This window comes from Ferrimonas pelagia (assembly GCF_039543565.1).
GTDB lineage: Bacteria > Pseudomonadota > Gammaproteobacteria > Enterobacterales > Shewanellaceae > Ferrimonas > Ferrimonas pelagia.
Genome location: NZ_BAABJZ010000095.1, coordinates 45,777 through 68,738 on the forward strand (window position 1 = coordinate 45,777; position 22,962 = coordinate 68,738).

The window sequence follows — 22,962 nt, forward strand, 5'->3', positions numbered from 1 at the left end:
ATCCGCCAGCGGGGCTTTTCTTGCTCCGTTGGCGGCCTCATAATGCCCTATTGACTTCATAACGAGGACAGCTGTTGTGCTCGCTCAACGCTTACAAACCCTGATCAACCAATCCGAACTGACCATCTCCGCTGAACAACAAGCGCAATTGATCGAGTTGGTGGGTTTATTGGATAAGTGGAATAAGGCGTACAACCTCACTTCGGTGCGTGATCCGAAGGAGATGTTGGTGCGTCATATCATGGACAGTATTGTGGTTGGCCCTCAGTTAGAGGGCCAACGTTTTATTGACGTCGGTACCGGCCCTGGCCTACCCGGCCTGCCTTTGGCCATTTGCAATCCGGACAAAGAGTTTGTATTGCTGGACAGCCTGGGCAAGCGGATCCGTTTTATTCGTACCGTGATCCATAAGCTGGGGCTGACCAATGTCACCGCCGTAGAGAGTCGGGTCGAGGCGTATCAGCCTGAACCGGGTTTTGATGGGGTTTTGAGTCGCGCTTTCGCCTCATTGCAGGATATGCTGAGCTGGTGCCATCATCTGCCGGCGGCGGATGGTCGCTTTTACGCCTTGAAAGGCGTATTGGATCCCGCTGAGCTGGAGCAGATCCCCGCAGGTTTGCAGCTCGATCATACCGTTGAGCTGCAGGTTCCTGGCTTGGATGCACAGCGTCACCTGGTGATCGTCAAAGCCCAATAACCGGTTGTGGAGAGAGTTTGTGGCCAAAATCATAGCGATTGCCAATCAGAAAGGCGGCGTCGGTAAAACCACCACCAGCATCAATCTGGCGGCGTCCATGGCTGCGACGCGTCGTCGCGTGTTGTTGATCGATCTCGATCCGCAAGGCAATGCCACCATGGGCAGTGGGGTTGATAAATACGCTGTCGAGCGGACCGCGTACGATCTGTTGGTGGATCAGTGCCCCGCCGCCGAGGTGATCGAAACCGACACCTCGGGCAAATTCCATCTGGTGGCCGCCAATGGCGATGTCACCGCAGCTGAGATCAAGCTGATGGAGGTATTTGCCCGAGAGGTTCGTCTGCGCAATGCGCTGGAGCCGGTGCGGGATCAATACGATTATATCTTCATCGATTGCCCACCGTCCTTGAACCTCTTGACGGTCAACGCCCTGGCGGCAGCCGATGCGGTCGTGATCCCGATGCAGTGTGAGTATTACGCACTGGAAGGCTTGACCGCATTGATGGACACCATCGGCCAACTGGCGCAGCTGGTGAATCCCAAGCTGGAGATCGAAGGGATCTTGCGCACCATGTACGATCCGCGCAACCGATTGGCCAATGACGTTTCGGATCAACTTAAGCAGCATTTTGCTGATAAAGTGTACCGAACCGTGATCCCGCGTAATGTGCGGCTGGCCGAAGCGCCCAGTTTTGGTGCGCCCGCCATGTATTACGACAAAAGCAGTGCCGGCGCGAAAGCCTATCTGGCGTTAGCCGGAGAGATGTTGCGTCGACAGGAGTCGGCCCAGATCACCTCGCTTGAAACCGAATAAGATTAAGAGGAATTCGATGTCTGCGAAGAAACGAGGACTGGGTAAAGGGCTGGACGCCCTGCTCGGTGGCAGCCAATCCGTCGCCCAAGCGGCTCAGCCCAATGAAACGCAAACCCCTGAGTCGGGCTTGGCTCAGTTACCCGTCACCAGTCTGCGCCCCGGGCAATATCAGCCTCGCCGTGACATGTCGCATGAGGCACTGGAGGAGCTGGCCGCCTCCATTCGCGCGCAAGGGGTGATCCAGCCGATTGTGGTGCGGCAACTCGCCGGGGATCGCTATGAGATCATTGCCGGGGAGCGCCGCTGGCGCGCATCGCAGATGGCGGGGCTCAACACCGTCCCATGTTTGCTTAAGAACGTGGATGATAACGCCGCCGTGGCCATCGCCTTGATCGAAAACATCCAGCGCGAAGATCTCAACGCCATGGAGGAGGCGATCGCACTCAAGCGACTCACCGACGAATTTGAGTTAACCCACGTTCAGGTGGCCGAAGCGGTGGGCAAATCGCGCACCACGGTGACCAACCTGCTCCGCCTCAATAACCTCAATGACGAGGTGAAGACCCTGCTTGAGCACGGCGATCTGGAGATGGGGCACGCTCGGGCTTTGCTGGCCTTGAGCGGTGATGAACAAACCTTGATCGCCCGTCAGGTCGTGGCCAAGGGGCTCACTGTGCGGGATACGGAAAGGTTGATCCAAAAGGTTCAGACTCCACCAGCACCGAAGCTAAGCGCCCTGCCCGATCCGGATATTAGCCGCTTGGCGGAGCGGTTAACTCAGCGTTTGGGCGCAGAGGTGGCGATCAATCACGGCAGGAAAGGCAAAGGCAAGCTGGTGATCAGCTATCAGGATCTGGATCAGCTGGATGGGATCTTGGTCAAAATAGCGCCAGACACAGAAATAAATTAATTCGGGCCCCCAGGGCCCTTTTTTTCGTTTTTTTACTACATGTACGCATGTAAATGCCGCTATATCCGTGTACTTTTTGGTCTATCCCAACCTAGATCTCATTCTGTTTCATTCTGAAATTGCGCACATCTCAAAAAGGCAGCGTTCTGTGCGTCGTTGGGCGCTTTGGCAGCGATTGCTTGGTTGCATCAGGCGGTTAAGCCGGTATACTTTCGCTTGATTTTTGCGGGCGTTGGCACTTTTAACGGTCGACACCTACAAAATGCACGGAGCACATGACCCTATTTGGCTGAGCCGTGTGCTTGCCAAAGGAACTGGCGGTTTTCCGACTTTCTTGTCCTCTGGTTGTCACTTTGTCGATGACTGGGGTAGGCTACGTGCACCGGTATTGGGTGTACCTGTTCTGCTGCATAAAACAGCAAATATGTTTCACCTAAACTCCGGATTTATATCGATTTCACAGTTGTAGTTAGCAATGACTGCAGCAGCGGCTGGAACGGGGTTTCGTCCGCGTGAGTTCGATAAAGCTGATGCTAACCATGGTGCGATCCAACGATGTGACATGTATGCATCGCTAGGGCCGCACATTGGGCAGCAACTTTGTTTTTTCAACAAAAACAAATGAGATGAATAATGGCTGCTACTCCAAAGGAATACATCCAGCATCACCTGACGAATCTGCAGGCTTGTGCAACCGATACCGGTATCGGTTGGAACTACGCCTGTAAGGACGCCGGGTTCTGGACTTGGCATGTCGATTCATTGCTGTTCTCGGTTGGCCTGGGCGTCCTCTTCTTGTGGCTGTTCCGCTCCGTTGCGAAGAAAGCGACTACCGGTGTTCCCGGTAAGTTGCAATGCTTTGTGGAAATGGTGGTGGAATTTGTGGATAGCTCCGTTAAGGAGGCCTTCCACGGTCGCAATAAACTCGTTGCTCCGCTGGCTCTAACCATCTTCGTCTGGGTATTCCTGATGAACCTGATGGATTTGATCCCAGTGGATTTCATCCCCGAACTGATTATGCGTACCACAGGTGCGGAGTACTTCAAGATCGTTCCTACGACGGACTTGAACATTACCGCAGCGATGGCGATTGGCGTCTTGCTGATCGTGATTGGCACCAGTATTCGTGTGAAAGGGCTGAAAGGGTTTACTAAGGAGTTGACCCTCCATCCGTTCAACCACCCAGTAATGATCCCCTTCAACTTTGTCCTCGAGACGGTCACCTTGTTTGCGAAGCCAGTATCTCTGTCGCTTCGTCTGTTCGGTAACCTCTACGCGGGTGAATTGATCTTTATCCTCATCGCCATTGTGTACAGCGGCGGTGTGGTGATTGGGTCCTTGGGCGTGGTATTGCACCTTTTGTGGGCAATCTTCCACATCCTGGTGATCCTGCTACAGGCCTTCATCTTTATGATGCTGACGATCGTGTATCTCAGCATGGCAAGTGAAGACCACTAAGACACTGTTTTATTAATTGTTAGTTCAAGCTTAATTATCTGGAGACATTCATGGAAACCACCTATTTCGCTGTTGCTTTTCTGATCGGCATCTGTGCTCTGAGTACTGCTATCGGTTTTGGCCTGTTGGGCGGTAAATTCCTGGAAGCCTGTGCCCGTCAGCCTGAAATGGCGCCGACTCTGCAAACCAAGATGTTCATCATCGCTGGTCTGCTGGATGCCGTACCGATGATCGGTGTGGGTATCGGCATGTACATGCTGTTCGCATAAGGCACCCGGTCCACTGAGATGGGCTTTGCAACCGCAAAGCTTGAATTGGATTAAAAAGGAGATGCCGTTGTGAGTATCAACGCGACCTTAATCGGTCAGCTTATCGCCTTTATCCTCTTCGTCTGGTTCTGCATGAAGTTTGTATGGCCGCCATTAATGGCTGCCATTGAAGAACGACAGAAGACGATTGCCGATGGCTTGGCCAGCGCAGACCGCGCCAGCAAAGATTTGGATCTGGCGCAGCAAAACGCGGCTGAAAAAATCAAACAAGCGAAAGAGCAAGCGTCGGAAATCGTCGAGCAGGCCAACAAACGTGGCGTTGGGATTGTCGAGGAAGCTAAGGCGGAAGCCGAAGTGGTCCGCGCCAAGATCATCGCCCAAGGCGAAGCTGAGATCGAAGCTGAACGAAACCGTGCACGGGATGATCTGCGCGCCCAAGTTGCTGTGTTAGCAGTAGCGGGTGCAGAGAAGATCCTTGAGCGTACCATTGATGCCGACGCGCATAGCGACATCGTCGACAAGCTGGCTGCAGAGCTGTAAGCATAGGGAGAGGGCTAAATGTCTGAACTGACCACTGTTGCTCGCCCTTACGCCAAAGCCGCTTTCGATTTTGCCGTTGAGAAGCAAGCGGTTGATAACTGGGCACAGATGCTGGGATTCCTGGCGGAAATTGCGGTAAATGACACCGTAGTGGAACTGATGTCCGGTCAACTGCAAGCGGAGCAGCTGGCTGAGATCTTTATCAAGATCGGTGGCGAGCAGCTCGACGAGCATGGCCAGAACCTGGTGAAGGTGATGGCAGAAAATGGACGCCTGGTGACGCTACCAGCCGTTGCGACCCAATTCGCGCAGATGCGCGATGAGTGGCAGAAGGTGATCTCCGCAGACGTGGTGTCTGCGGTAGCACTGACTGAAGAGCAACAGGCGAAAATTGTAGCGTCTTTGGAACAGCGTTTTGCACCACGTAAAGTGGCGCTGAACTGTAGCGTAAACCCGGAGCTGATCGCCGGTGTCACCATTACTTGTGGTGATACGGTTATCGACGGGTCGGTTCGGGGCAAGCTAAGCCGCCTGACCGATAAGCTGCAATCCTAATTAGGGGATTTGAGCATGCAACTGAATTCCACTGAAATCAGTGAACTGATCAAGAGCCGTATTGAGCAGTTCAATGTTGTCAGTGAAGCTCGAAACGAAGGCACCATCGTTTCTGTAAGCGATGGTATCGTCCGCATCCACGGCCTAGCCGATGTGATGCAGGGCGAGATGATCGAGCTTCCTGGTAATCGATTTGCCATTGCACTGAACCTGGAGCGTGACTCCGTGGGTGCAGTTGTAATGGGCCCTTACGCCGATCTGGCGGAAGGCGCAAAAGTTAAGTCCACCGGTCGTATTCTGGAAGTTCCAGTTGGCCGTGGTCTGTTGGGTCGTGTGGTTAACACCCTGGGTGAGCCCATCGACGGTAAAGGACCCATCGAAAACGATGGTTTCTCCCCTGTTGAAGTGATCGCCCCTGGCGTAATTGAGCGTGAAGGTGTTTCCCAGCCGGTTCAGACTGGCTATAAGTCTGTCGATGCCATGATCCCAATCGGCCGTGGTCAGCGTGAGCTGATCATTGGTGACCGTGAAACCGGTAAATCGGCTCTGGCACTGGATGCGATCATCAACCAGCGCGACTCTGGTATTAAGAGCGTCTACGTGGCGATTGGTCAGAAAGCCTCTACCGTAGCGAACGTTGTACGTAAGCTGGAAGAGCATGACGCACTGAAGAACACCATCGTGGTTGTGGCCTCCGCTTCTGAAGCGGCTGCGCTGCAGTACCTGGCGCCGTACTCCGGTTGCTCCATGGGTGAATACTTCCGTGACCGTGGTGAAGACGCGCTGATCGTTTACGATGATCTGTCCAAGCAGGCGGTTGCCTACCGTCAGATCTCGTTGCTGCTGCGTCGTCCACCGGGCCGTGAAGCCTACCCAGGTGACGTTTTCTATCTCCACTCCCGTCTGCTGGAGCGCGCCTCTCGTGTGAACGCGGCGTACGTAGAGAAGTTCACCAACGGCGAAGTGAAAGGCCAGACCGGTTCTTTGACCGCACTGCCGATCATCGAAACCCAAGCGGGTGACGTGTCAGCCTTCGTACCGACCAACGTAATTTCCATTACCGATGGTCAGATCTTCTTGGAAACCGACATGTTTAACGCCGGCCTGCGTCCTGCGGTAAACCCAGGGATCTCCGTATCCCGTGTTGGTGGCGCAGCCCAGACTAAGATCATCAAGAAGCTGTCCGGTGGTATCCGTACCGCACTGTCTCAGTACCGTGAACTGGCGGCTTTCGCCCAGTTCTCATCCGATCTGGATGATGCTACCCGTGCCCAGTTGGAGCATGGTGAGCGCGTTACCGAACTGATGAAGCAGAATCAATACGCACCGATGAGCGTAGCCGATCAGGCTGTCTCCATCTTTGCAGCGGATAAGGGCTTCTTGAAGTCCATCCCGGTTGCCAAGGTCGGCGCGTTTGAAGCCGCTCTGCTGTCCTACATGAGCAGCGAACAGGCCGAACTGATGAAGCAGATCAACGAGACTGGAGACTACAACTCCGACATCGAAGGTCAGCTCAAAGCAGCTTTGGATCAGTTCGTAGCGACTCAAACCTGGTAACAGGTAAAGGAGAGTAAGAGATGGCTGGTGCTAAAGAGATCCGTTCCAAGATCGGCAGTGTGAAAAACACTCAGAAGATCACTTCTGCCATGGAGATGGTGGCCGCATCCAAGATGCGTCGTGCGCAAGAGCGCATGAATGCCAGTCGTCCCTATGCAGACAGCATGCGCAAGGTGATCGGTCACATGGCGCAGGGTTCTCTCGAATACAAGCATCCTTACATGGTCGAACGCGAGGCTAAGAAGGTTGGATACATCGTTGTATCCACCGATCGTGGCCTGTGTGGCGGTTTGAACATCAACCTGTTTAAGCAGGTGATGCTCTCCGCCACAGATTGGAAAGCCAAAGGGGTTGAGGTGCAGTACGCTGCCGTCGGCTCTAAGGCTTGCCAGTTCTTCCAAAACTTTGGCAATGAAATGGTCGCTCAGGCGTCCGGACTCGGCGATGAGCCAAGCCTGGCCGACTTGATCGGCTCCGTCAAAGTGATGTTGGATGCCTACGATGAGGGCAAGCTGGATCGTCTGTACGTGGTGTACAACAAGTTCGTCAACACCATGAAACAGGATCCGGTGATCGATCAGCTGCTGCCGTTACCCAAAGCCGAAACGGCCGACAAAACCCACTGCTGGGACTATGTGTATGAGCCGGACGATCCAAAGCCTCTGCTGAAGCAGATCTTGGTTCGTTACGTCGAGTCCGTGGTGTATCAGGGGGTGGTCGAAAATGTGGCGTCCGAGCAGGCCGCGCGTATGGTTGCGATGAAAGCCGCAACCGATAACGCAGGTGATCTGATCGACGATCTGCAACTGGTGTACAACAAGGCTCGTCAGGCTGCAATTACGCAGGAACTGGGTGAGATTTGTGCCGGTGCCGCAGCGGTTTAAGGCAACGGTTAAGACAGAATCAGAGGATTAATCATGAGCACAGGTACAGTTGTACAGGTGATCGGTGCGGTCGTTGATGTGGAGTTTCCACAAGACGCCGTACCACAGATCTACGACGCGCTGAACATCGACAACGATGGTCAGAAGCTGGTGCTGGAAGTTCAGCAGCAGTTGGGCGGCGGCGTGGTTCGTACCATCGCAATGGGTGCGTCAGAAGGTCTGCGTCGTGGGTTGGTTGCCACCAACACCGGCAGCGGCATCAAGGTTCCAGTAGGTACCGCGACCCTGGGTCGCATCATGAACGTACTGGGCGACCCCATCGATGAGTGTGGCGAAATTGGTGAAGACGAGCAGTGGGTTATCCACCGCGAAGCGCCAAGCTATGAAGAGCAATCTTCCGCGACCGAATTGTTGGAAACCGGCGTAAAGGTTATTGACCTGGTTTGTCCGTTCGCTAAGGGCGGTAAGATCGGTCTGTTCGGTGGCGCAGGTGTGGGTAAGACCGTCAACATGATGGAGCTTATCAACAACATCGCTAAGGCACACTCGGGCCTGTCCGTGTTTGCCGGTGTGGGTGAGCGTACCCGTGAAGGTAACGATTTCTACTACGAGATGGCGGAGTCCGGTGTTGTAAACCTGGATGACAAAGCCCAATCGAAAGTAGCGATGGTTTACGGCCAGATGAATGAGCCACCAGGCAACCGTCTGCGTGTTGCTCTGACCGGCCTGACCATGGCCGAGAAGTTCCGTGACGAAGGTCGTGACGTACTGTTGTTCGTGGACAACATCTACCGTTACACCTTGGCCGGTACTGAGGTATCTGCACTGTTGGGCCGTATGCCTTCAGCGGTAGGTTACCAGCCGACTCTGGCGGAAGAGATGGGTGTCTTGCAGGAGCGTATTACCTCCACCAAGAAAGGCTCCATTACTTCTGTTCAGGCGGTATACGTACCTGCGGATGACTTGACCGATCCATCGCCAGCGACCACCTTCGCTCACTTGGATGCGAAAGTTGTACTGAGCCGTGATATTGCGGCCCGGGGGATCTACCCGGCGATCGATCCACTGGATTCCAGCTCTCGTCAGCTGGATCCACTGGTGATCGGTCAGGAGCACTACGACGTGGCTCGTGGCGTTCAGACCGTTCTGCAGCGCTACAAAGAGCTGAAGGACATCATTGCGATCCTGGGTATGGATGAGCTGTCTGAAGAGGACAAGCAAACCGTAACCCGCGCCCGTAAGATCGAACGCTTCCTGTCTCAGCCATTCTTCGTTGCGGAAGTCTTTACCGGTTCACCGGGTAAGTACGTTTCCCTGAAGGACACCATCCGTGGCTTCGCCGGCATTCTGTCCGGTGAGTACGATCACCTGCCAGAGCAGGCGTTCTACATGGTCGGTACCATCGAAGAAGCGGTTGAAAAGGCCAAGAACGTTTAATCTTTCCGGGAGGAAGTGATGGCTATGACTGTTCACTTGGATGTCGTCAGCGCGCAGGAGAAGATGTTCTCCGGCTTAGTGGAATCTCTGCGGATCACCGGCGCCGAAGGCGAGCTGGGTATTCTGCCGGGGCACGTGCCACTGCTGACTGCCATCAAGCCCGGTATGGTTCGCATCGTTAAACAGCACGGTAAGGCTGAGACAATCTATCTGTCTGGCGGGATCCTAGAGGTTCAACCGGATGGCGTTACCGTGATGGCTGACGTGGCCATTCGTGCGGAAGATCTGGACGCGGAAGCGGCCCGAGAAGCCAAGCGTGCGGCGCAAGAGCGTATCGCTAACGCGGGCGTGGACTTCGATTATGATGCCGCCGCCATTGAGCTTGAAAAAGCCCTGGCGCAGCTGCGCGTTATCGAAACCATCCGTAAAGGTCTGGGCAAGTAACTCTGCCTTGTTGAAAAAAGCACTGCTTCGGCGGTGCTTTTTTTATGCCTAATGGTCAGTGATAGGGCCAACGGGGCGATCTCCCACAGCATTTCATCTTCACTTCGCTATAATGGCCCGCAGAAAAAATCAGGAATAACCGCATGAAACTGGAAACCGTGATCCTGGCAGCCGGGATGGGCACTCGCATGAAGTCGACGTTGCCAAAAGTGCTGCACCCTATTGCTGGTAAGCCCATGGTGCAACACGTCATCGATGCGACTGCGCCACTGGCGCCGGCCCGCACTCACCTGGTGTACGGTCACGGCGCCGAGCAACTGCAAGCGGCTCTGGGCCATAACAGTGTCGAGTGGGCGCTGCAGGCTGAGCAGCTGGGCACCGGCCATGCGGTGGATATGGCGTCCGGCAACTGGGATGACGATAGCCAGGTGTTGGTGCTGTACGGCGATGTGCCGTTGATCCAGACCGACACCCTCAAGCGCTTGCTGGCAGTGCAGCCGGAAAACGGCATCGGTCTGCTGACCGTGACGTTGGACAACCCGACCGGTTACGGCCGCATCGTGCGAGAGAATGGCAAGGTGACCGCCATTGTCGAGCAGAAGGACGCCAATGCCGAGCAGCTGGCCATCACAGAGGTGAACACCGGCATTCTGGTGGCGCCAGGTAAGGCGCTGAAGCAGTGGTTGGCCAACCTGTCCAACGACAACGCGCAGGGCGAGTATTACCTGACCGACGTGATCGCCATGGCGGCTGCGGCGGGTGGGGTGGAAACTGCCCAGCCGGACACCGCCATCGAGGTGGAAGGCGCCAACAACCGGCTGCAGTTGTCCGCGCTGGAGCGGGCTTATCAGGCGCGCGCGGCAGAGCAGTTGATGTTGTCCGGTGTGACCCTGATCGATCCGGCCCGTTTCGATCTGCGCGGCACATTGACCAACGGCAACGACATCGTCATCGATGTGAATGTGATCATCGAAGGCACTGTCACCATCGAAGACGATGTGCAGATCGGCGCAGGTTGTCTGCTGAAGGACTGCCACATCGGCAAAGGCGCGGTGCTAAAGCCTTACACCATCGTTGAGAACGCCACCGTCGGTGAGATCTGCAGTGCCGGTCCGTTCGCGCGCATGCGCCCGGGGGCCGAGTTGGTGCACGACAGCCACATCGGCAACTTCGTTGAGATGAAGAAGGCGCGTTTGGGTAAGGGCTCCAAGGCCAATCACCTGGCCTACATCGGCGATGCGCAGGTGGGTGAGAAGGTCAATATCGGTGCCGGTACCATCACCTGCAACTACGATGGGGCGAATAAGCACCTGACGGTCATTGAAGATGAGGTGTTTGTCGGCTCCGATACCCAGCTGGTGGCTCCGGTGACCGTGGGCAAAGGGGCGACCATTGCCGCTGGCTCGACCATCACCAAAGACGTCGGCGAAGGTGAGTTGGTGTTGACCCGCACCAAACAACGTCACATCAGTGGCTGGCAGCGTCCGGTGAAGATAAAGAAGTAAGCCGTTTATGAGCGCAGATAAAGGGAAAGCCACCGGCTTTCCCTTTGTCGTTTTTGCGCCCTAATGGGCGTGATCGTGATCGTGATCCTTGTGCTGTGCGCCCAGAGACTCACCCTGGGCGTTATAGAAACCACTGGCACCATGCTGGAGAAAGCCCTGATTGATCATCTGGGCAAGGAAGGGATCGTTTTCCATATCGCCGACATCGGCATAGTCCACGGTGGGATACTGCTGGAGCTGCGACAGTTCATTGTCGACGGCAACACGATCGTGTTGATGCGACTTCAGCTGATACTGCCAGAACTCTGAGCCGTGCTGCAGGCGATAAGATACCAGCAACTGGGAATGTGGTGCCCACTCCAGCTCCGCCTGGCTGTTACCCGTTTGCCAATGAAAGCGTTGGCGTCGGTTGCAGCCCTGACCTGAGTCACTGAGCAGGGTCATGGCATCACGCTGAGCGCCGGTTATTAACTGACGCTTCTCCTGCCACAGCTGTTGGGCGTTGTTTTGATTGACCTCGGCCGCCTGGTATTCGATCCCCCGCTGGTGCTGATCAAAATAGCGCGTCGGGCGGATCCGGCCATTGCGCTGCTGGAACCACAGCTCGCTGATCTGCGCTTGGAGAAAGCGCTGCAGTACCCGATCGCCTTTGCGAACCAGCAGCAATTCATGCTCTTGGCTGTTCGTTTGCTGCGTGTGTTGGATCTGGTAGTGCGCGATAACGCGGTCGACTGGGCACTCGCTGGCAAGCAGTGGTGCACTGATCAGAAGCGATGGAAGTAAAGCCCATCGATGTGTCATGTTGAGCATAAGTACCTCGATGCAAAGGCGCGGGCAGGTAGGCTGCCCGCGCGATGGGACTAGGGCAGCTGTGCGTCAGCAGCGCTGATCAAACCTGCGGCGTGATCTATCACATGGAAGATCAGGCTCTGTTCGTTGGTCCCAGTGATCAATGACGCGCCGGGGCCGGAGGCGTAGATCCCCACATCCTCACCAGCATGGGTTTCGGCGCTCAGCGGCACCAGCGCTTCCTGGTGAAAGCCGGGCATGCTGGTGTCCACCATCAGCAGATCCTGGCGACCCGCTTTAATGCTCTGGCCATAGGCAGCATCGGCGTCGGTTTCCATCCCTAAGCGCTGAAAGCCCCGGCCATTGGTGTAGCCCAAGGTGGTGTAGGGCAAGCCATCGGCTGCCATGCTGGGTGCGGTGCTGCCCACCGGAACCACCTTACCGAGGATCGGGTTACCCCGCTTGGGGTAGCCGGCGATGGTAAACACATGACTGTGATCGGCGGTGACGATGATCAGCGTCTCTGCCGGATCTGTGTTGGCCACCGCGGCCTCGATCGCCTGGGCAAACTCAATGGTGTCGGTCAATGCACCATAGGCACTGCCAGCATGGTGAGCGTGATCGATCCGTCCGGACTCCACCATCAGGAAAAAGCCTTTCTCGTTATTGTCGAGAATGTCGATCGCCTTGCTGGTCATCTCGGTCAGTGACGGCTCGCCGGCCACGTCGTTGAAGCGATCGGCTTCGTACTGCATGTGGGACTCGTTGAACAAACCCAAGATCCGCTCAGTCGTGGCCGGATCAATGGCATTAAAGCCCGCCTGATCCATCACGTACTGGCCGTTGGGATACAGTGTCTGCCACTCGGTGGTGAGATCGCGTCCATCGGTACGGTCCCCCTCCACCGCAGAGATCGCATCGGCAGAGTTAAAGCTTTCGTCCTTGGGCAGGAAGTGGCGCCGGCCACCGCCGAACATCACTTCGATGCCGTCCACATGGGCGCCGGCGATCCGCGTTTCCAGATTGGCCTTGAAGTTGACCAGCTGAGACGCAATGTCTTCACAGCCGCCGTCGATGGCGTGCTGGGGCATGTCGGAGACATCCTCCCAATTGCGATCGGCAGATTTGGCATAGGTGGCGGCCGGTGTGGCGTGAGTGATCCGCGCGGTGGCGATCACCCCGGTGGATTTACCGGCTATCTCTGCCAGTTCCAGCGCCGTGGTCAGTTCGTTGCCGGCGACTGTACTGCAGTTGCCACGCTCGATATCGGCATCCACGCCGATCACCCCGACGTCGGTTTTGGCTCCCGTCATCATGGCGGTCATGGTGCCGGCGGAGTCCGGGGTCTGGGCGTCCACATTGTAGGTTTTGGCCAGGCCGGTAAAGGGGAATTGGCCGAAGCTCAATACGTGCTCCTCGCCCAGCTTGCCGCGCAGCTGACCCTCTAGGATCCGCGCTGCGGTCACTGTGGAGATCCCCATGCCATCTCCGACAAACAGGATCACGTTCTTGGCATTACCCGCCTGAGACGGGTAGTCGATAACGTCCGCCACCTGGTTGCTGCCCGTCTGGTACCAAGGGTTCCCCAAGGTGTTGGCCAGCATGGACTGGACACCTTCCTCTTCGGCGGGCAGACAGGCGTAGCTGGTGTTGGTGACTTCGTCGTCTTCCAGGCTACCGTTGTTGTTGAGATCCAAGCCGGTGTCGTGTTGCAGGCCGCCGGCTTCGCACTGCTGGTGATCCGCTGCCAGGACCGTGGAGCGGATCAGGCTGTTCAGGCCCGATTCGCCGTTAACGCCGTTGGCGCCGTTTTCGCCATCGTCACCGTCACATCCGGTCAGTATCAGGGCAGCGATCAGGCTGGTTAAGTAGATTTTTTTCATGATGTTGCCCTCGTTATTGCTGCACCAGGCCCAGAGCCTGTTCGATTAAGTGGAATACCTGGCTTTGTTCGATCACCCCATGAGCCTTATGGGCCCCGGGACCCATGGCATGCAGGCTGATGTCTTCGCCAGCATGGGTCTCGGAGCTTAAGGGGATCACCGCTTCCTGATGGAAACCGGGCGTGGTGGTGTCCACGCCGCTCAGATCCATCCGGCCATTCTGATCCGCTAGGTCATAGCGGAGATCGGCGTTGGTCTCGTCGCCCAGATCGGCAAAGCCACGACCGTTGGTGTAGCCCAAGGTGGTATAGGGCATGCCGTCGCTGGCCAGGGTCGGTTCGGTCTGCCCTACGGCCACCACCTTGCCAAGGATGGGATTGCCCCGCTTGGGGTAACCCGCGATGGTAAACACGTGGCTGTGATCGGCCGTCACCAGGATCAAGGTGTCGTCGGGATCCGTTGCGTCCATGGCGGCCTGTACAGCTTCGGCCAGTTCAATGGTGTCTGTCAGCGCAGCGTAGGCACTGCCGGCATGGTGTCCGTGGTCGATGCGCCCGGACTCCACCACCAGCAGATAGCCGCTGTCGTTGTTGTCGAGAATGTCGATCGCCTTGCTGGTCATCTCGGTAAGCGACGGCTCCCCTGCCACGTCGTTGTCACGGTCAGCCTCGTACTGCATATGGGATTCGTTAAACAGGCCCAGCACTCGATCTGTGCTGGCGGGATCGATGGCGTCGAAACCTGCTTGATCCATCACATAGCTGCCGCTGGGATAGCTGGCCTGCCATTCGGCAGTGAGATCGCGCCCATCGGTGCGATCCCCTTCGGTGCTACTGACCGCATCGGCAGAGTTGAAGGTGGGATCTTTGGGAAGGAAGTGACGGCGGCCCCCGCCAAAAGCCACTTCGGTGCCGTCCACATGGGCGCCGGCGATCCGCATTTCCAGATTGGCCTTGAAGTTGACCAGCTGAGACGCAATGTCTTCACAGCCGCCGTCGATGGCGTCCTGGGGCATGTCGGACACATCCTCCCAGTTACGGTCGGCGGACTTGGCGTAGGTTGCGGCTGGGGTGGCGTGGGTGATCCGTGCGGTGGATACCACGCCGGTGGACAGGCCCTTGATCTCGGCCAATTCGATGGCGGTCATCACTTCATTGCCGGAAACGCTGGCGCAGCTGCCCCGCTCCACATCTTCATCAATGCCGATCACTCCAACGTCCGTTTTCAGGCCGGAGATCATGGCGGTCATGGTGCCGGCGGAGTCCGGCGTCTGGGCATCCACGTTGTAGGTTTTCACCAAGGCGGTGTAGGGAAAGGTTTCAAAACTGAGATAGCCCTCCTCCCCTGGCTGGCCGTTCATCTGGCCCTGCAGAATGCGTGCGGCGGTCAGGGTGGAGATCCCCATGCCGTCACCAACAAACAGGATCACATTCTTGGCGTTGTCGCTTTGGGTTCGAGCCAGCTTGCTGGCCAGTTGCGCCTGGCCATCGGTATACCAGGGATTTGAGGTTTGATGCTCCGGCAGGGCTGAGGCGTTGGCCAGCAGCGGCAGCGAGAGTGTCAACAAACCGCACATTAGGGAGCGTTGAGTCTGCATGAGGTTGGTCCTTGCTGATGATGAAATGGGTGAAACTCTGGGCAAAGACCATGGCTTAAGTGTTTTACTGGGTTGTTAAGTGTGAGTTTCGGGGTGAATGGGGATCTTTGTTAGGGGGGCACAGCGCCGATGGGGCAAGGGCTCTGGGCCAGTGTGAATTTTGGGTGTCGGTTTGGTTTCGGGCCCTCTCTGCGCATTTTTGGGCTTTTACTTGATCTCTTAAGTTTTGTTTTTATACTTACGGGCTTTCGAATCGAAACTTAATTGCGTGTGGCTCGGACACTCTGAAACTTATGTCGAAACGTAATACACAGCAGCGTCGCCACTTGATCGTGACCATGCTCAATGAGCTGGGTGAGATCAGCGTCGATCAAGTTGCCCGGGAATTTGAAACCTCGGAAGTGACGATCCGTAAAGATCTGGCGGCACTGGAAGCCAGTGGCTTGTTGCTGCGCCGCTATGGTGGTGCGGTGGCGATGCCCAAGGAGGTGATCAGCGATGATCCCGCTCACACCGTGTCGCCATTTAAGTTGGCCATCGCCGCGGCAGCGGCAGCGCAGATCCGAGATCATCAGCGCATCGTGATAGACAGTGGCCGCACCACCGCCGCCCTGATCGGCCAACTCGGTAACAAGCGTGGCCTGGTGGTGATGACCAATTCGCTCAGTTGTGCCGAAGCACTGCGGGCGCTGGAGCCTGAGCCGACCATTCTGATGACCGGCGGTACCTGGGATCCCCACTCGGAATCTTTTCAGGGGCAGGTGGCGGAGCAGGTGTTGCGCTCTTACGATTTCGACCAGCTATTTATTGGTGCCGATGGTATCGATGTCGAACGCGGCACCACCACCTTTAATGAGCTGATCGGTCTGTCGCGGGTGATGGCGGGCTCCTCTCGTGAGGTCAATGTGATGGTGGAGGCCGATAAAATCGGCCGTCGCATCCCGAATTTAGAGCTGCCTTGGCAGCAGGTGACACGCTTGATCACCGATCAGCGTCTCGATGACGCCATCAAGCAACAAATTGAATTACAGGGTGTGCAGGTGATCTGCGCGCCGATCCAAGATTAAGTAAGAATTTAGGAGAAGTTTATGTGTGGCATTGTTGGCGCAGTAGCGCAACGTGATGTAGCGGAGATCCTGGTTGAGGGTCTGAAACGTCTGGAGTACCGCGGTTATGACTCCGCCGGTGTGGCGATCTTAAACGACGCCGGCGATCTGGGTCGTCTGCGCCGCGTAGGCAAAGTCCAGGAGCTGGATAACGCCTTGTCTGAGACGCCACTGTCCGGCGGTACTGGGATCGCGCACACCCGTTGGGCCACCCACGGTGAGCCGTCCGAGCGTAACGCTCACCCGCACGTATCCAGCGATCGCATCGCTGTGGTGCACAACGGCATCATTGAGAATCACGTTGAGCTGCGTGATCGCCTGAAAGGCCTGGGTTACACCTTCTCCTCCGATACCGACACCGAGGTGATCTGTCACCTGGTGGATCATGAGCTGAAATCCGCCGCCACCTTACTGGTCGCGGTACAGGCGACCGTGAAACAGTTGGAAGGCGCTTACGGCACCGTTGTGCTGGATCGCACCCAACCTGAGCGCATGATCGTCGCTCGCTCCGGCAGCCCGCTGGTGGTGGGTTACGGGGTTGGCGAGCATTTTGTTGCCTCCGATCAACTGGCGCTGTTGCCGGTAACCCGCCGCTTTGCCTTCCTGGAAGAGGGCGATGTGGCAGAGATCTGTCGTCGCGAAGTGAAGATCTTCGACGTGGATGGCAATCCGGTAGAGCGTGAAGTGAAGGAATCCGAAGTCAGCCACGATGCGGGTGACAAGGGTGAATTCCGTCACTACATGATGAAGGAGATCTACGAGCAGCCGCTGGCCCTGCAGCGTACTCTAGACGGTCGTCTGGCAGGCGGGAAAGTGGTACCGGAAGCCTTCGGTGACAACGCCGCCGAGTTGCTGGCCAAGGTCAAGCACGTGCAGATCATCGCCTGTGGCACCAGCTACCATGCCGGTATGGTGGCGCGTTACTGGCTGGAGCAGCACGCTGGCGTATCTTGTAATGTTGAGATCGCTTCTGAGTTCCGCTACCGCAAATCCCATGTGTTTGCCGACAGCCTGATCGTCACCATCTCCCAGTCTGGCGAAACCGCTGATACCTTGGCCGCGCTGCGTTTGGCCAAAGAGATGGGTTACATGGCCAGCCTGAGCATCTGTAACGTACCGGGCTCTTCCTTGGTGCGTGAGTCTGACATGGCCTACATGATGAAAGCGGGCGCGGAAATTGGCGTGGCTTCCACCAAAGCCTTTACCGTACAGTTGGCGGCCCTGGCGATGCTGACCGGTGCCATCGGTACCCATAATGGTATGAGCGATGACACCGTTGCCGCGCTGGTTTCCAGCCTGCAGCAGTTGCCGAGCAAGGTTGAGCAGGCGCTGGGGCTGAACGATGCCATCGAAGCGCTGGCGGAAGATTTTGCTGACAAGAACCACTCACTGTTCCTGGGCCGTGGCGATCAGTACCCCATCGCCATGGAAGGGGCGCTGAAGCTCAAGGAGATCTCCTACATTCACGCCGAAGCTTACGCTTCCGGTGAGCTCAAGCACGGCCCTTTGGCGCTGATCGACGCCGATATGCCGGTGATTGTAGTGGCGCCAAACAACGAACTGTTGGAGAAGCTGAAGTCCAACGTCGAAGAGGTGCGCGCCCGTGGCGGTCTGATGTACGTCTTTGCCGATGTCGACGCCAAGTTCGAGAGTGACGACACCATGAAGGTGATCCCAGTACCGCATTGCGATGAGTTCATTGCGCCGATCATCTACACCCTGCCATTGCAGTTGCTGTCTTACTACGTGGCGCTGATCAAAGGCACCGACGTGGACCAGCCGCGTAACCTGGCCAAGTCCGTAACGGTTGAATAAAGATTGAATGAGTGAATAAGGGGGGTGTGGGCGAGTAATAAAGTCTCATACTGAGCAATAAAGATTCATACTGAGTAATAAAGTTGCATACCAAAGCCGCTGGGTTTACGCTCAAATCATGAGCAGTAGCCAGCGGCTTTTTCATGGCATCAAGAAGGCGAGGAACCACAGAGGCCCAGTTCGATAAATGGGTCAAAGAAGGGAGAGGTAGTGGCCAACATGCTGGCTACAAGCCGTGGCTCAAAGTTAACGACTTGCCCTCACAGGGACGTGTGCATCGGATTTATGGCTATAAGTCCCGGCGAACTCATCACTTACTCTCTGATCTAGAACTTGCCGTTTTCCTCATGCTGGAGTGGCATCCGAGCGTCACCCAAATCCGTGAACAGTTCCCTCTACAGCGCACCCTAACCCGTAAGCTTGCAAAACAGGCCGGTATCAAGCACCCGTGTATTGCTGGTGTTGACCAGTACATGTCTTCTGATTTTCTGGTCAATTCCGTTGAGCCAGATAGACCGAAATTTGTTTTGCAGGCTAAGTACAAGGAGGCCCTCGAGGATCCTCATACAGTTGAGAAACTCGAGCTGGAGCGTCGATATTGGCGGAGCAAGTCACTTCCTTGGTTTCTCGTTACCGAGAAAGAGGTACCGCAGGCTGTGCTAAGAAACATTCAATGGCTCTACCCAGCACAACATCGAAGTGAAAGCGATGTCGAGCTAGACCTTCAACAAATCCAGTTCTACGCGCATCACCTAGAGGCCAATCCAGACAAAACATTAGTGGCGGTCTGTAAAAAGCTTGATGTTGCGTATGATCTTTCACCAGGAGACTCCTTGTTTGAAATGCGTCAGCTCCTTGCCAAGCGATACTTTAAATTCGATATCGGTGTACCCAATACCAAGCTGAAAGCCAAAGACCTTCAGCCAGGTGATCTTTCTCATATTCGGGAGGCTTACCTTGTTTCGAATCAATGAAGTGATTGAGTTGAACGGTAGTCGGTACCGGGTGCTTCAGCTGTTTGGTGACATGTTGGTATGGATAGACATTGAGGATAAGTCGGCATTCCCTGAGATAGCTTCATGTGAAGAGCTCGAAGAGGCTGCACAAAATAGCACTCTTGAACGGATTGAAGACCCATTCAGGGAGCTTGCTTATGAGGCCCCTCAAGAAGGAACGACAGCAAGGGCAAAACGAGACAGTAACTACGAGCTGATCAAGCCCCTAATTGAGCTACAAGATTTCTACGATCCAAAGAGTCGCGGGCAACTCATCAGCCAAATTTTGGCAGAACAAAGGTCTACAAAGCAGACTCTTTATCGCTTGGCCAGACGTTATTGGCAACGTGGGCAGATCCCCAATGCTTTGCTACCTGACTACAAAAACTCAGGGGGAAGAGGAAAAAAGCGCGTCGCCAAAGAGAAGAAGCTTGGGCGCCCAAGGAAGCATGGGCCCGGTGTAGGGGCAAAGGTAGATGAGTTTACGGAGCGCTTGTTTCGCATTGCAATCGATAGATATCTGCTCAACGACAAGGGGCACTCTTTTCCTTATGCCCATCGGCGTTTCCATACTGCTTACCTGAACTATTTTCCTGGTACTCCCGAGGAAGAGCTGCCAAGTAAGTGGCAGATGATGCACTTCTACAAACGCGAGTACCTTCAAACTGAAGCGCTGGAAAAAAGAGCATCACAGATTGCCTATAGCAAGGATATAAGGCCACTGCATGGAACTGCTGCTTCCCAGGTTCTAGGGCCGGGCTCACGCTATGAAATCGATGCGACGATAGCTGATGTCTATCTGGTTTCTGATAGCGAAAGGGGAAACATTGTTGGGAGGCCTGTGGTTTACATGGTGATTGATGTGTTCAGTCGCATGGTTGCCGGCTTCTACATTGGGTTTGAAAATGCTTCTTATGCGGCTGCGATGCAGGCGCTATACATGTCCATGGTCGATAAAACGGCTTACTGCCAAGACCTAGATTGCCCTATCACCCCTGATGATTGGCCTTGCATAGGGCTGCCGGACGCCATCCTAGCTGATCGAGGTGAGTTATTGGGACATCAGATAGAAAGCTTGGAGACCAATTTTTCCGTCCGAATCGAAAACACGGCGCCCTACCGTGGGGATGCGAAAGGGATCGTCGAGCGCAACTTTAGGACTATGCACGCTTCCTTTGGACGATTTGTTCCTGGCTATGTCTCTGGTACTAAAGTCAAAAAGCGTGGAGGGAAAGATTACCGACTCGATGCAAAACTGACGGTAAGAGATTTCTCTCAGATCATCTTGTCGTCGGTGTTGTACCACAACCGGTATGCGGTGCTAGAAAAGTACGACAGAGATGCAGATATGCCGACAGACCTTCCGTCTACGCCTATTCACCTCTGGAACTGGGGTATTCAACACAGGACGGGGCGCCTGCATCAGATTGAAGAAGATGCTCTTCGTATTGCCCTACTTCCGAGAAAAACAGCCACATTGTCGGACCAGGGAGCTCGAATCTTCGGACTTTTTTACACATCTAGTGAGCTGCTGCAACGAGGCTGGCAGCATAGAGGTAAGGACGTGAAACGGCCAAAGAGCATTGAAGCAGCATACGACCCTTTGGATGCCAGCCGTATTTACCTGTTTCCTAGTGTAGGCAGCAACAAGCACTGGGTTGCGAAACTGACTGATCGATCTCGAGAGTTCCGATGTGCATCGTTTTGGGATGTATGGCAATTGCGCGAAGAGCAAAAGAAAACCAATGCCAAAGCTCAGCTTGGTGCAACGTCGCAGAGACGACAGCATGAAGAGTTTGTACTGACCAAAATTGCAGAGGCTGAGCGAGCTGCGCCAGATACCTCGGTGATATCAGATACCAAGAAGATCTCTGCAATCAATGAGAACAAGCGTAGGGAAAAAGCATTCGAGCGACAAAAGAAAGGTGACCAAGTACGGCCTAACACAAAGGGGCCATCTGCGAAGATCATCCCGCTGTCCGAGTCTGAGCCCAACTTGGACTACCCAGATCACATTGATGAACTGTTCGGAGATGATGACTGATGCCGTTGCCTCCTAACTACGTCGAAGCCGTGTACGCAGACCCTGGGACAGAACGTTATCGGGGGAATCCTCTGATCGAGGCTCTGCCTCCGATCATGGACCTGCCAGCACTGAAGAAGAACCTTGTTGGTAAGGTTGAGTACCACCCAAAGGATTGTTTTGACCCAGGGCACATACGTGCTCATCACATCAGTACTTTGCTCGATGATTTCTTCCAGCCGTTATCGATGCACATGCAGTTGGAAGAAAAGATCTCCATCATGATCCGTCGTGGCTACGTTGGTCGTAATGTGTCCGATGGCTCTCTGAACCGGAAAATGCAGGAAGGTTACCAACGGATCATGTCAGGAGCTGCTTGTGACTTTCGCTTTGAACAGTCTAATTCTACAGCCAAGAGCTTGTCGTTAATTGGATGCTCAGGCAGTGGGAAAAGCTCAACGATTAATCGGATTCTTGCGACCTATCCTCAAGTCATTTATCACCCCAGCGACAACTTTATTCAGTTGCCTTACTTGAGGATGGAATGTCCTTCGAACGGTTCGTTGAAAAGTCTGTGCCTCAATTTCTTCCGAGAAGTTGATAGAGCGCTCCAAACCACTGACTACGAAGGTAAGTATGCCCGTAAACGGCTGGGTACGGAGGTGCTGTTGTCTTTGATGGGCCAAGTCGCTAATCAAAGGGCTGTTGGTGTTTTGGTTATTGATGAGATCCAGCGCCTGACACTCAGCAGATCTGTCAGCCAAGAAGCCATGCTGGAATTCTTTGTTGCGCTAGTGAACGTAGTTGGTGTTCCTGTAGTCTTGGTTGGTACTCCCAAAGCTCGGCCCATTTTCGAGATGGAGCTACAAGCTGGGCGTCGGAGCGCTGGATTTGGTTCCTTGTTTTGGGAGCCAATGAAGCAGGGCGACATGAAGATAAACCCCAAAACTGGGCTACCAAGGAAAACAGAGTGGATAGCTTTCACGGATAAACTTTGGCGTTATCAGTGGTTAACCAGTAAAGATGAAGTTCTCAGCGATGAAGTCAGAGCCTGTTGGTATGATCTTTCCCAAGGAGTATTGGACATCGTCGTTAAGTTGTTTGTCTTGGCGCAACTGAGGGCCATTGCAACAGGGCTTGAGAAGATCACGGTCAAGCTTCTAAAAACTGTCTATTACCAAGAGCTTAAGCCAGTGCACCCGATGCTAGATGCTTTGCGTCAGGATGATCCGGAACTGATCAGTCAGTTCTCTGACTTGCTGCTCCCGTCTATAGATAAACGATTACTGGAACTTCGTCGTCAGATTGAAGAGCAACAAAGCAAGTCCAACGAGGTTCATAGCTTTGGTGGGAACGAAAAAGCTTTGCGGTTATACACAATGCTAGAGGCCATGGAACTTGAGTCCAAGCTGCTCCCTTCCCTTGTGGAAGGTGTTTTAGATAAATACCCTAATCTTTCTATACCGGAGCTGGTTCATATCGCATTGAAGGTGAACCTTGCACCTCCCAAAGCCAAAAAGAAAAGAAAACCAGTAGTAAAGCGCTCTGAGTGGCCCTCTCTGGAATCAGACGACCTCAGGTTCAAGTTTTCTCAAGCTACAAAGGGAAAACTGTATGACGAACTAAGTTATGGCACCGAGCTGATGGACATTGCCGGGTGGTTAGAAGAGGCGCAGTAACGTGC

The 22,962-nt window shown here is 54.9% G+C and carries 20 protein-coding genes; 17 read left to right on the forward strand and 3 right to left on the reverse strand.

Features of this window, described 5'->3' with window-relative positions:
• The first annotated feature begins 76 nt into the window (after positions 1-76).
• The 12 genes from rsmG to glmU all read left to right on the forward strand — a co-directional run bounded on the left by rsmG (position 77) and on the right by glmU (position 11,070).
• Positions 77-697, forward strand: a complete 621-nt coding sequence (gene rsmG / locus ABEA08_RS16015) for a 16S rRNA (guanine(527)-N(7))-methyltransferase RsmG (RefSeq protein ID WP_345336372.1) — start codon at positions 77-79, stop codon at positions 695-697.
• Positions 698-716: 19 nt separating this feature from the next.
• Entirely contained in the window at positions 717-1,511 is a 795-nt protein-coding gene (locus ABEA08_RS16020; RefSeq protein ID WP_345336373.1) for a ParA family protein, read from the forward strand.
• Positions 1,512-1,527: 16 nt separating this feature from the next.
• On the forward strand, positions 1,528-2,421 hold the full coding sequence (locus ABEA08_RS16025) for a ParB/RepB/Spo0J family partition protein (protein ID WP_345336374.1): 894 nt from the start codon (positions 1,528-1,530) through the stop codon (positions 2,419-2,421).
• Between the two features lie 633 nt (positions 2,422-3,054).
• Complete coding sequence (atpB, locus tag ABEA08_RS16030) at positions 3,055-3,879, forward strand: F0F1 ATP synthase subunit A (RefSeq protein WP_345336375.1); 825 nt, start codon at positions 3,055-3,057, stop codon at positions 3,877-3,879.
• A 50-nt stretch (positions 3,880-3,929) separates the two neighbouring features.
• A complete protein-coding gene (atpE, locus tag ABEA08_RS16035) occupies positions 3,930-4,148 on the forward strand; it encodes a F0F1 ATP synthase subunit C (protein ID WP_425557374.1) in 219 nt (72 codons plus the stop codon).
• Positions 4,149-4,217: 69 nt separating this feature from the next.
• Complete coding sequence (gene atpF / locus ABEA08_RS16040; protein WP_345336376.1) at positions 4,218-4,688, forward strand: F0F1 ATP synthase subunit B; 471 nt, start codon at positions 4,218-4,220, stop codon at positions 4,686-4,688.
• 18 nt (positions 4,689-4,706) lie between these two features.
• Positions 4,707-5,243, forward strand: a complete 537-nt coding sequence (gene atpH / locus ABEA08_RS16045) for a F0F1 ATP synthase subunit delta (protein WP_345336377.1) — start codon at positions 4,707-4,709, stop codon at positions 5,241-5,243.
• 15 nt (positions 5,244-5,258) lie between these two features.
• A complete protein-coding gene (atpA, locus tag ABEA08_RS16050) occupies positions 5,259-6,800 on the forward strand; it encodes a F0F1 ATP synthase subunit alpha (RefSeq protein WP_345336378.1) in 1,542 nt (513 codons plus the stop codon).
• A 20-nt stretch (positions 6,801-6,820) separates the two neighbouring features.
• Positions 6,821-7,684 carry a F0F1 ATP synthase subunit gamma gene (gene atpG / locus ABEA08_RS16055; protein WP_345336379.1) on the forward strand — a complete coding sequence of 288 codons (864 nt, stop codon included), beginning with the start codon at positions 6,821-6,823 and terminating at the stop codon, positions 7,682-7,684.
• Between the two features lie 33 nt (positions 7,685-7,717).
• On the forward strand, positions 7,718-9,121 hold the full coding sequence (gene atpD, locus ABEA08_RS16060; protein ID WP_345336380.1) for a F0F1 ATP synthase subunit beta: 1,404 nt from the start codon (positions 7,718-7,720) through the stop codon (positions 9,119-9,121).
• Positions 9,122-9,136: 15 nt separating this feature from the next.
• Entirely contained in the window at positions 9,137-9,565 is a 429-nt protein-coding gene (locus ABEA08_RS16065; RefSeq protein WP_345336381.1) for a F0F1 ATP synthase subunit epsilon, read from the forward strand.
• A gap of 143 nt (positions 9,566-9,708) precedes the next feature.
• Positions 9,709-11,070 (forward strand): bifunctional UDP-N-acetylglucosamine diphosphorylase/glucosamine-1-phosphate N-acetyltransferase GlmU, encoded by a 1,362-nt coding sequence (gene glmU / locus ABEA08_RS16070; protein WP_345336382.1) that lies wholly within the window; start codon positions 9,709-9,711, stop codon positions 11,068-11,070.
• Positions 11,071-11,130: 60 nt separating this feature from the next.
• Here the strand turns inward: glmU and ABEA08_RS16075 are convergent, their stop codons facing one another.
• Genes ABEA08_RS16075 through ABEA08_RS16085 form a run of 3 tightly spaced genes read right to left on the reverse strand, consistent with a single transcriptional unit; the run spans position 11,131 to position 15,318 of the window.
• The gene (locus ABEA08_RS16075; RefSeq protein WP_345336383.1) at positions 11,131-11,880 is read right to left on the reverse strand and encodes a hypothetical protein; all 750 of its coding nucleotides are present in this window, start codon (positions 11,878-11,880) and stop codon (positions 11,131-11,133) included.
• A 50-nt stretch (positions 11,881-11,930) separates the two neighbouring features.
• Positions 11,931-13,742 carry an alkaline phosphatase family protein gene (locus ABEA08_RS16080; protein WP_345336385.1) on the reverse strand — a complete coding sequence of 604 codons (1,812 nt, stop codon included), beginning with the start codon at positions 13,740-13,742 and terminating at the stop codon, positions 11,931-11,933.
• Positions 13,743-13,755: 13 nt separating this feature from the next.
• The gene (locus ABEA08_RS16085) at positions 13,756-15,318 is read right to left on the reverse strand and encodes an alkaline phosphatase family protein (protein ID WP_425557376.1); all 1,563 of its coding nucleotides are present in this window, start codon (positions 15,316-15,318) and stop codon (positions 13,756-13,758) included.
• Positions 15,319-15,632: 314 nt separating this feature from the next.
• Here ABEA08_RS16085 and ABEA08_RS16090 point away from each other — a divergent pair, with 314 nt between their 5' ends.
• From ABEA08_RS16090 to ABEA08_RS16110, 5 genes are all read left to right on the forward strand, one after another.
• Positions 15,633-16,406 (forward strand): DeoR/GlpR family DNA-binding transcription regulator, encoded by a 774-nt coding sequence (locus tag ABEA08_RS16090; RefSeq protein ID WP_345336387.1) that lies wholly within the window; start codon positions 15,633-15,635, stop codon positions 16,404-16,406.
• 21 nt (positions 16,407-16,427) lie between these two features.
• Positions 16,428-18,260: a glutamine--fructose-6-phosphate transaminase (isomerizing) gene (gene glmS / locus ABEA08_RS16095; protein WP_345336388.1), complete on the forward strand. Its 1,833-nt coding sequence runs from the start codon at positions 16,428-16,430 to the stop codon at positions 18,258-18,260.
• Between the two features lie 143 nt (positions 18,261-18,403).
• Positions 18,404-19,234 carry a TnsA endonuclease C-terminal domain-containing protein gene (locus ABEA08_RS16100; protein WP_345336389.1) on the forward strand — a complete coding sequence of 277 codons (831 nt, stop codon included), beginning with the start codon at positions 18,404-18,406 and terminating at the stop codon, positions 19,232-19,234.
• A complete protein-coding gene (locus tag ABEA08_RS16105) occupies positions 19,218-21,299 on the forward strand; it encodes a Mu transposase C-terminal domain-containing protein (RefSeq protein ID WP_345336390.1) in 2,082 nt (693 codons plus the stop codon). The genes ABEA08_RS16100 and ABEA08_RS16105 overlap by 17 nt, the downstream gene beginning before the upstream one ends.
• On the forward strand, positions 21,299-22,957 hold the full coding sequence (locus ABEA08_RS16110) for an AAA family ATPase (protein ID WP_345336391.1): 1,659 nt from the start codon (positions 21,299-21,301) through the stop codon (positions 22,955-22,957). Before ABEA08_RS16105 ends, ABEA08_RS16110 begins: the two co-directional genes overlap by 1 nt.
• Positions 22,958-22,962: the final 5 nt, after the last annotated feature.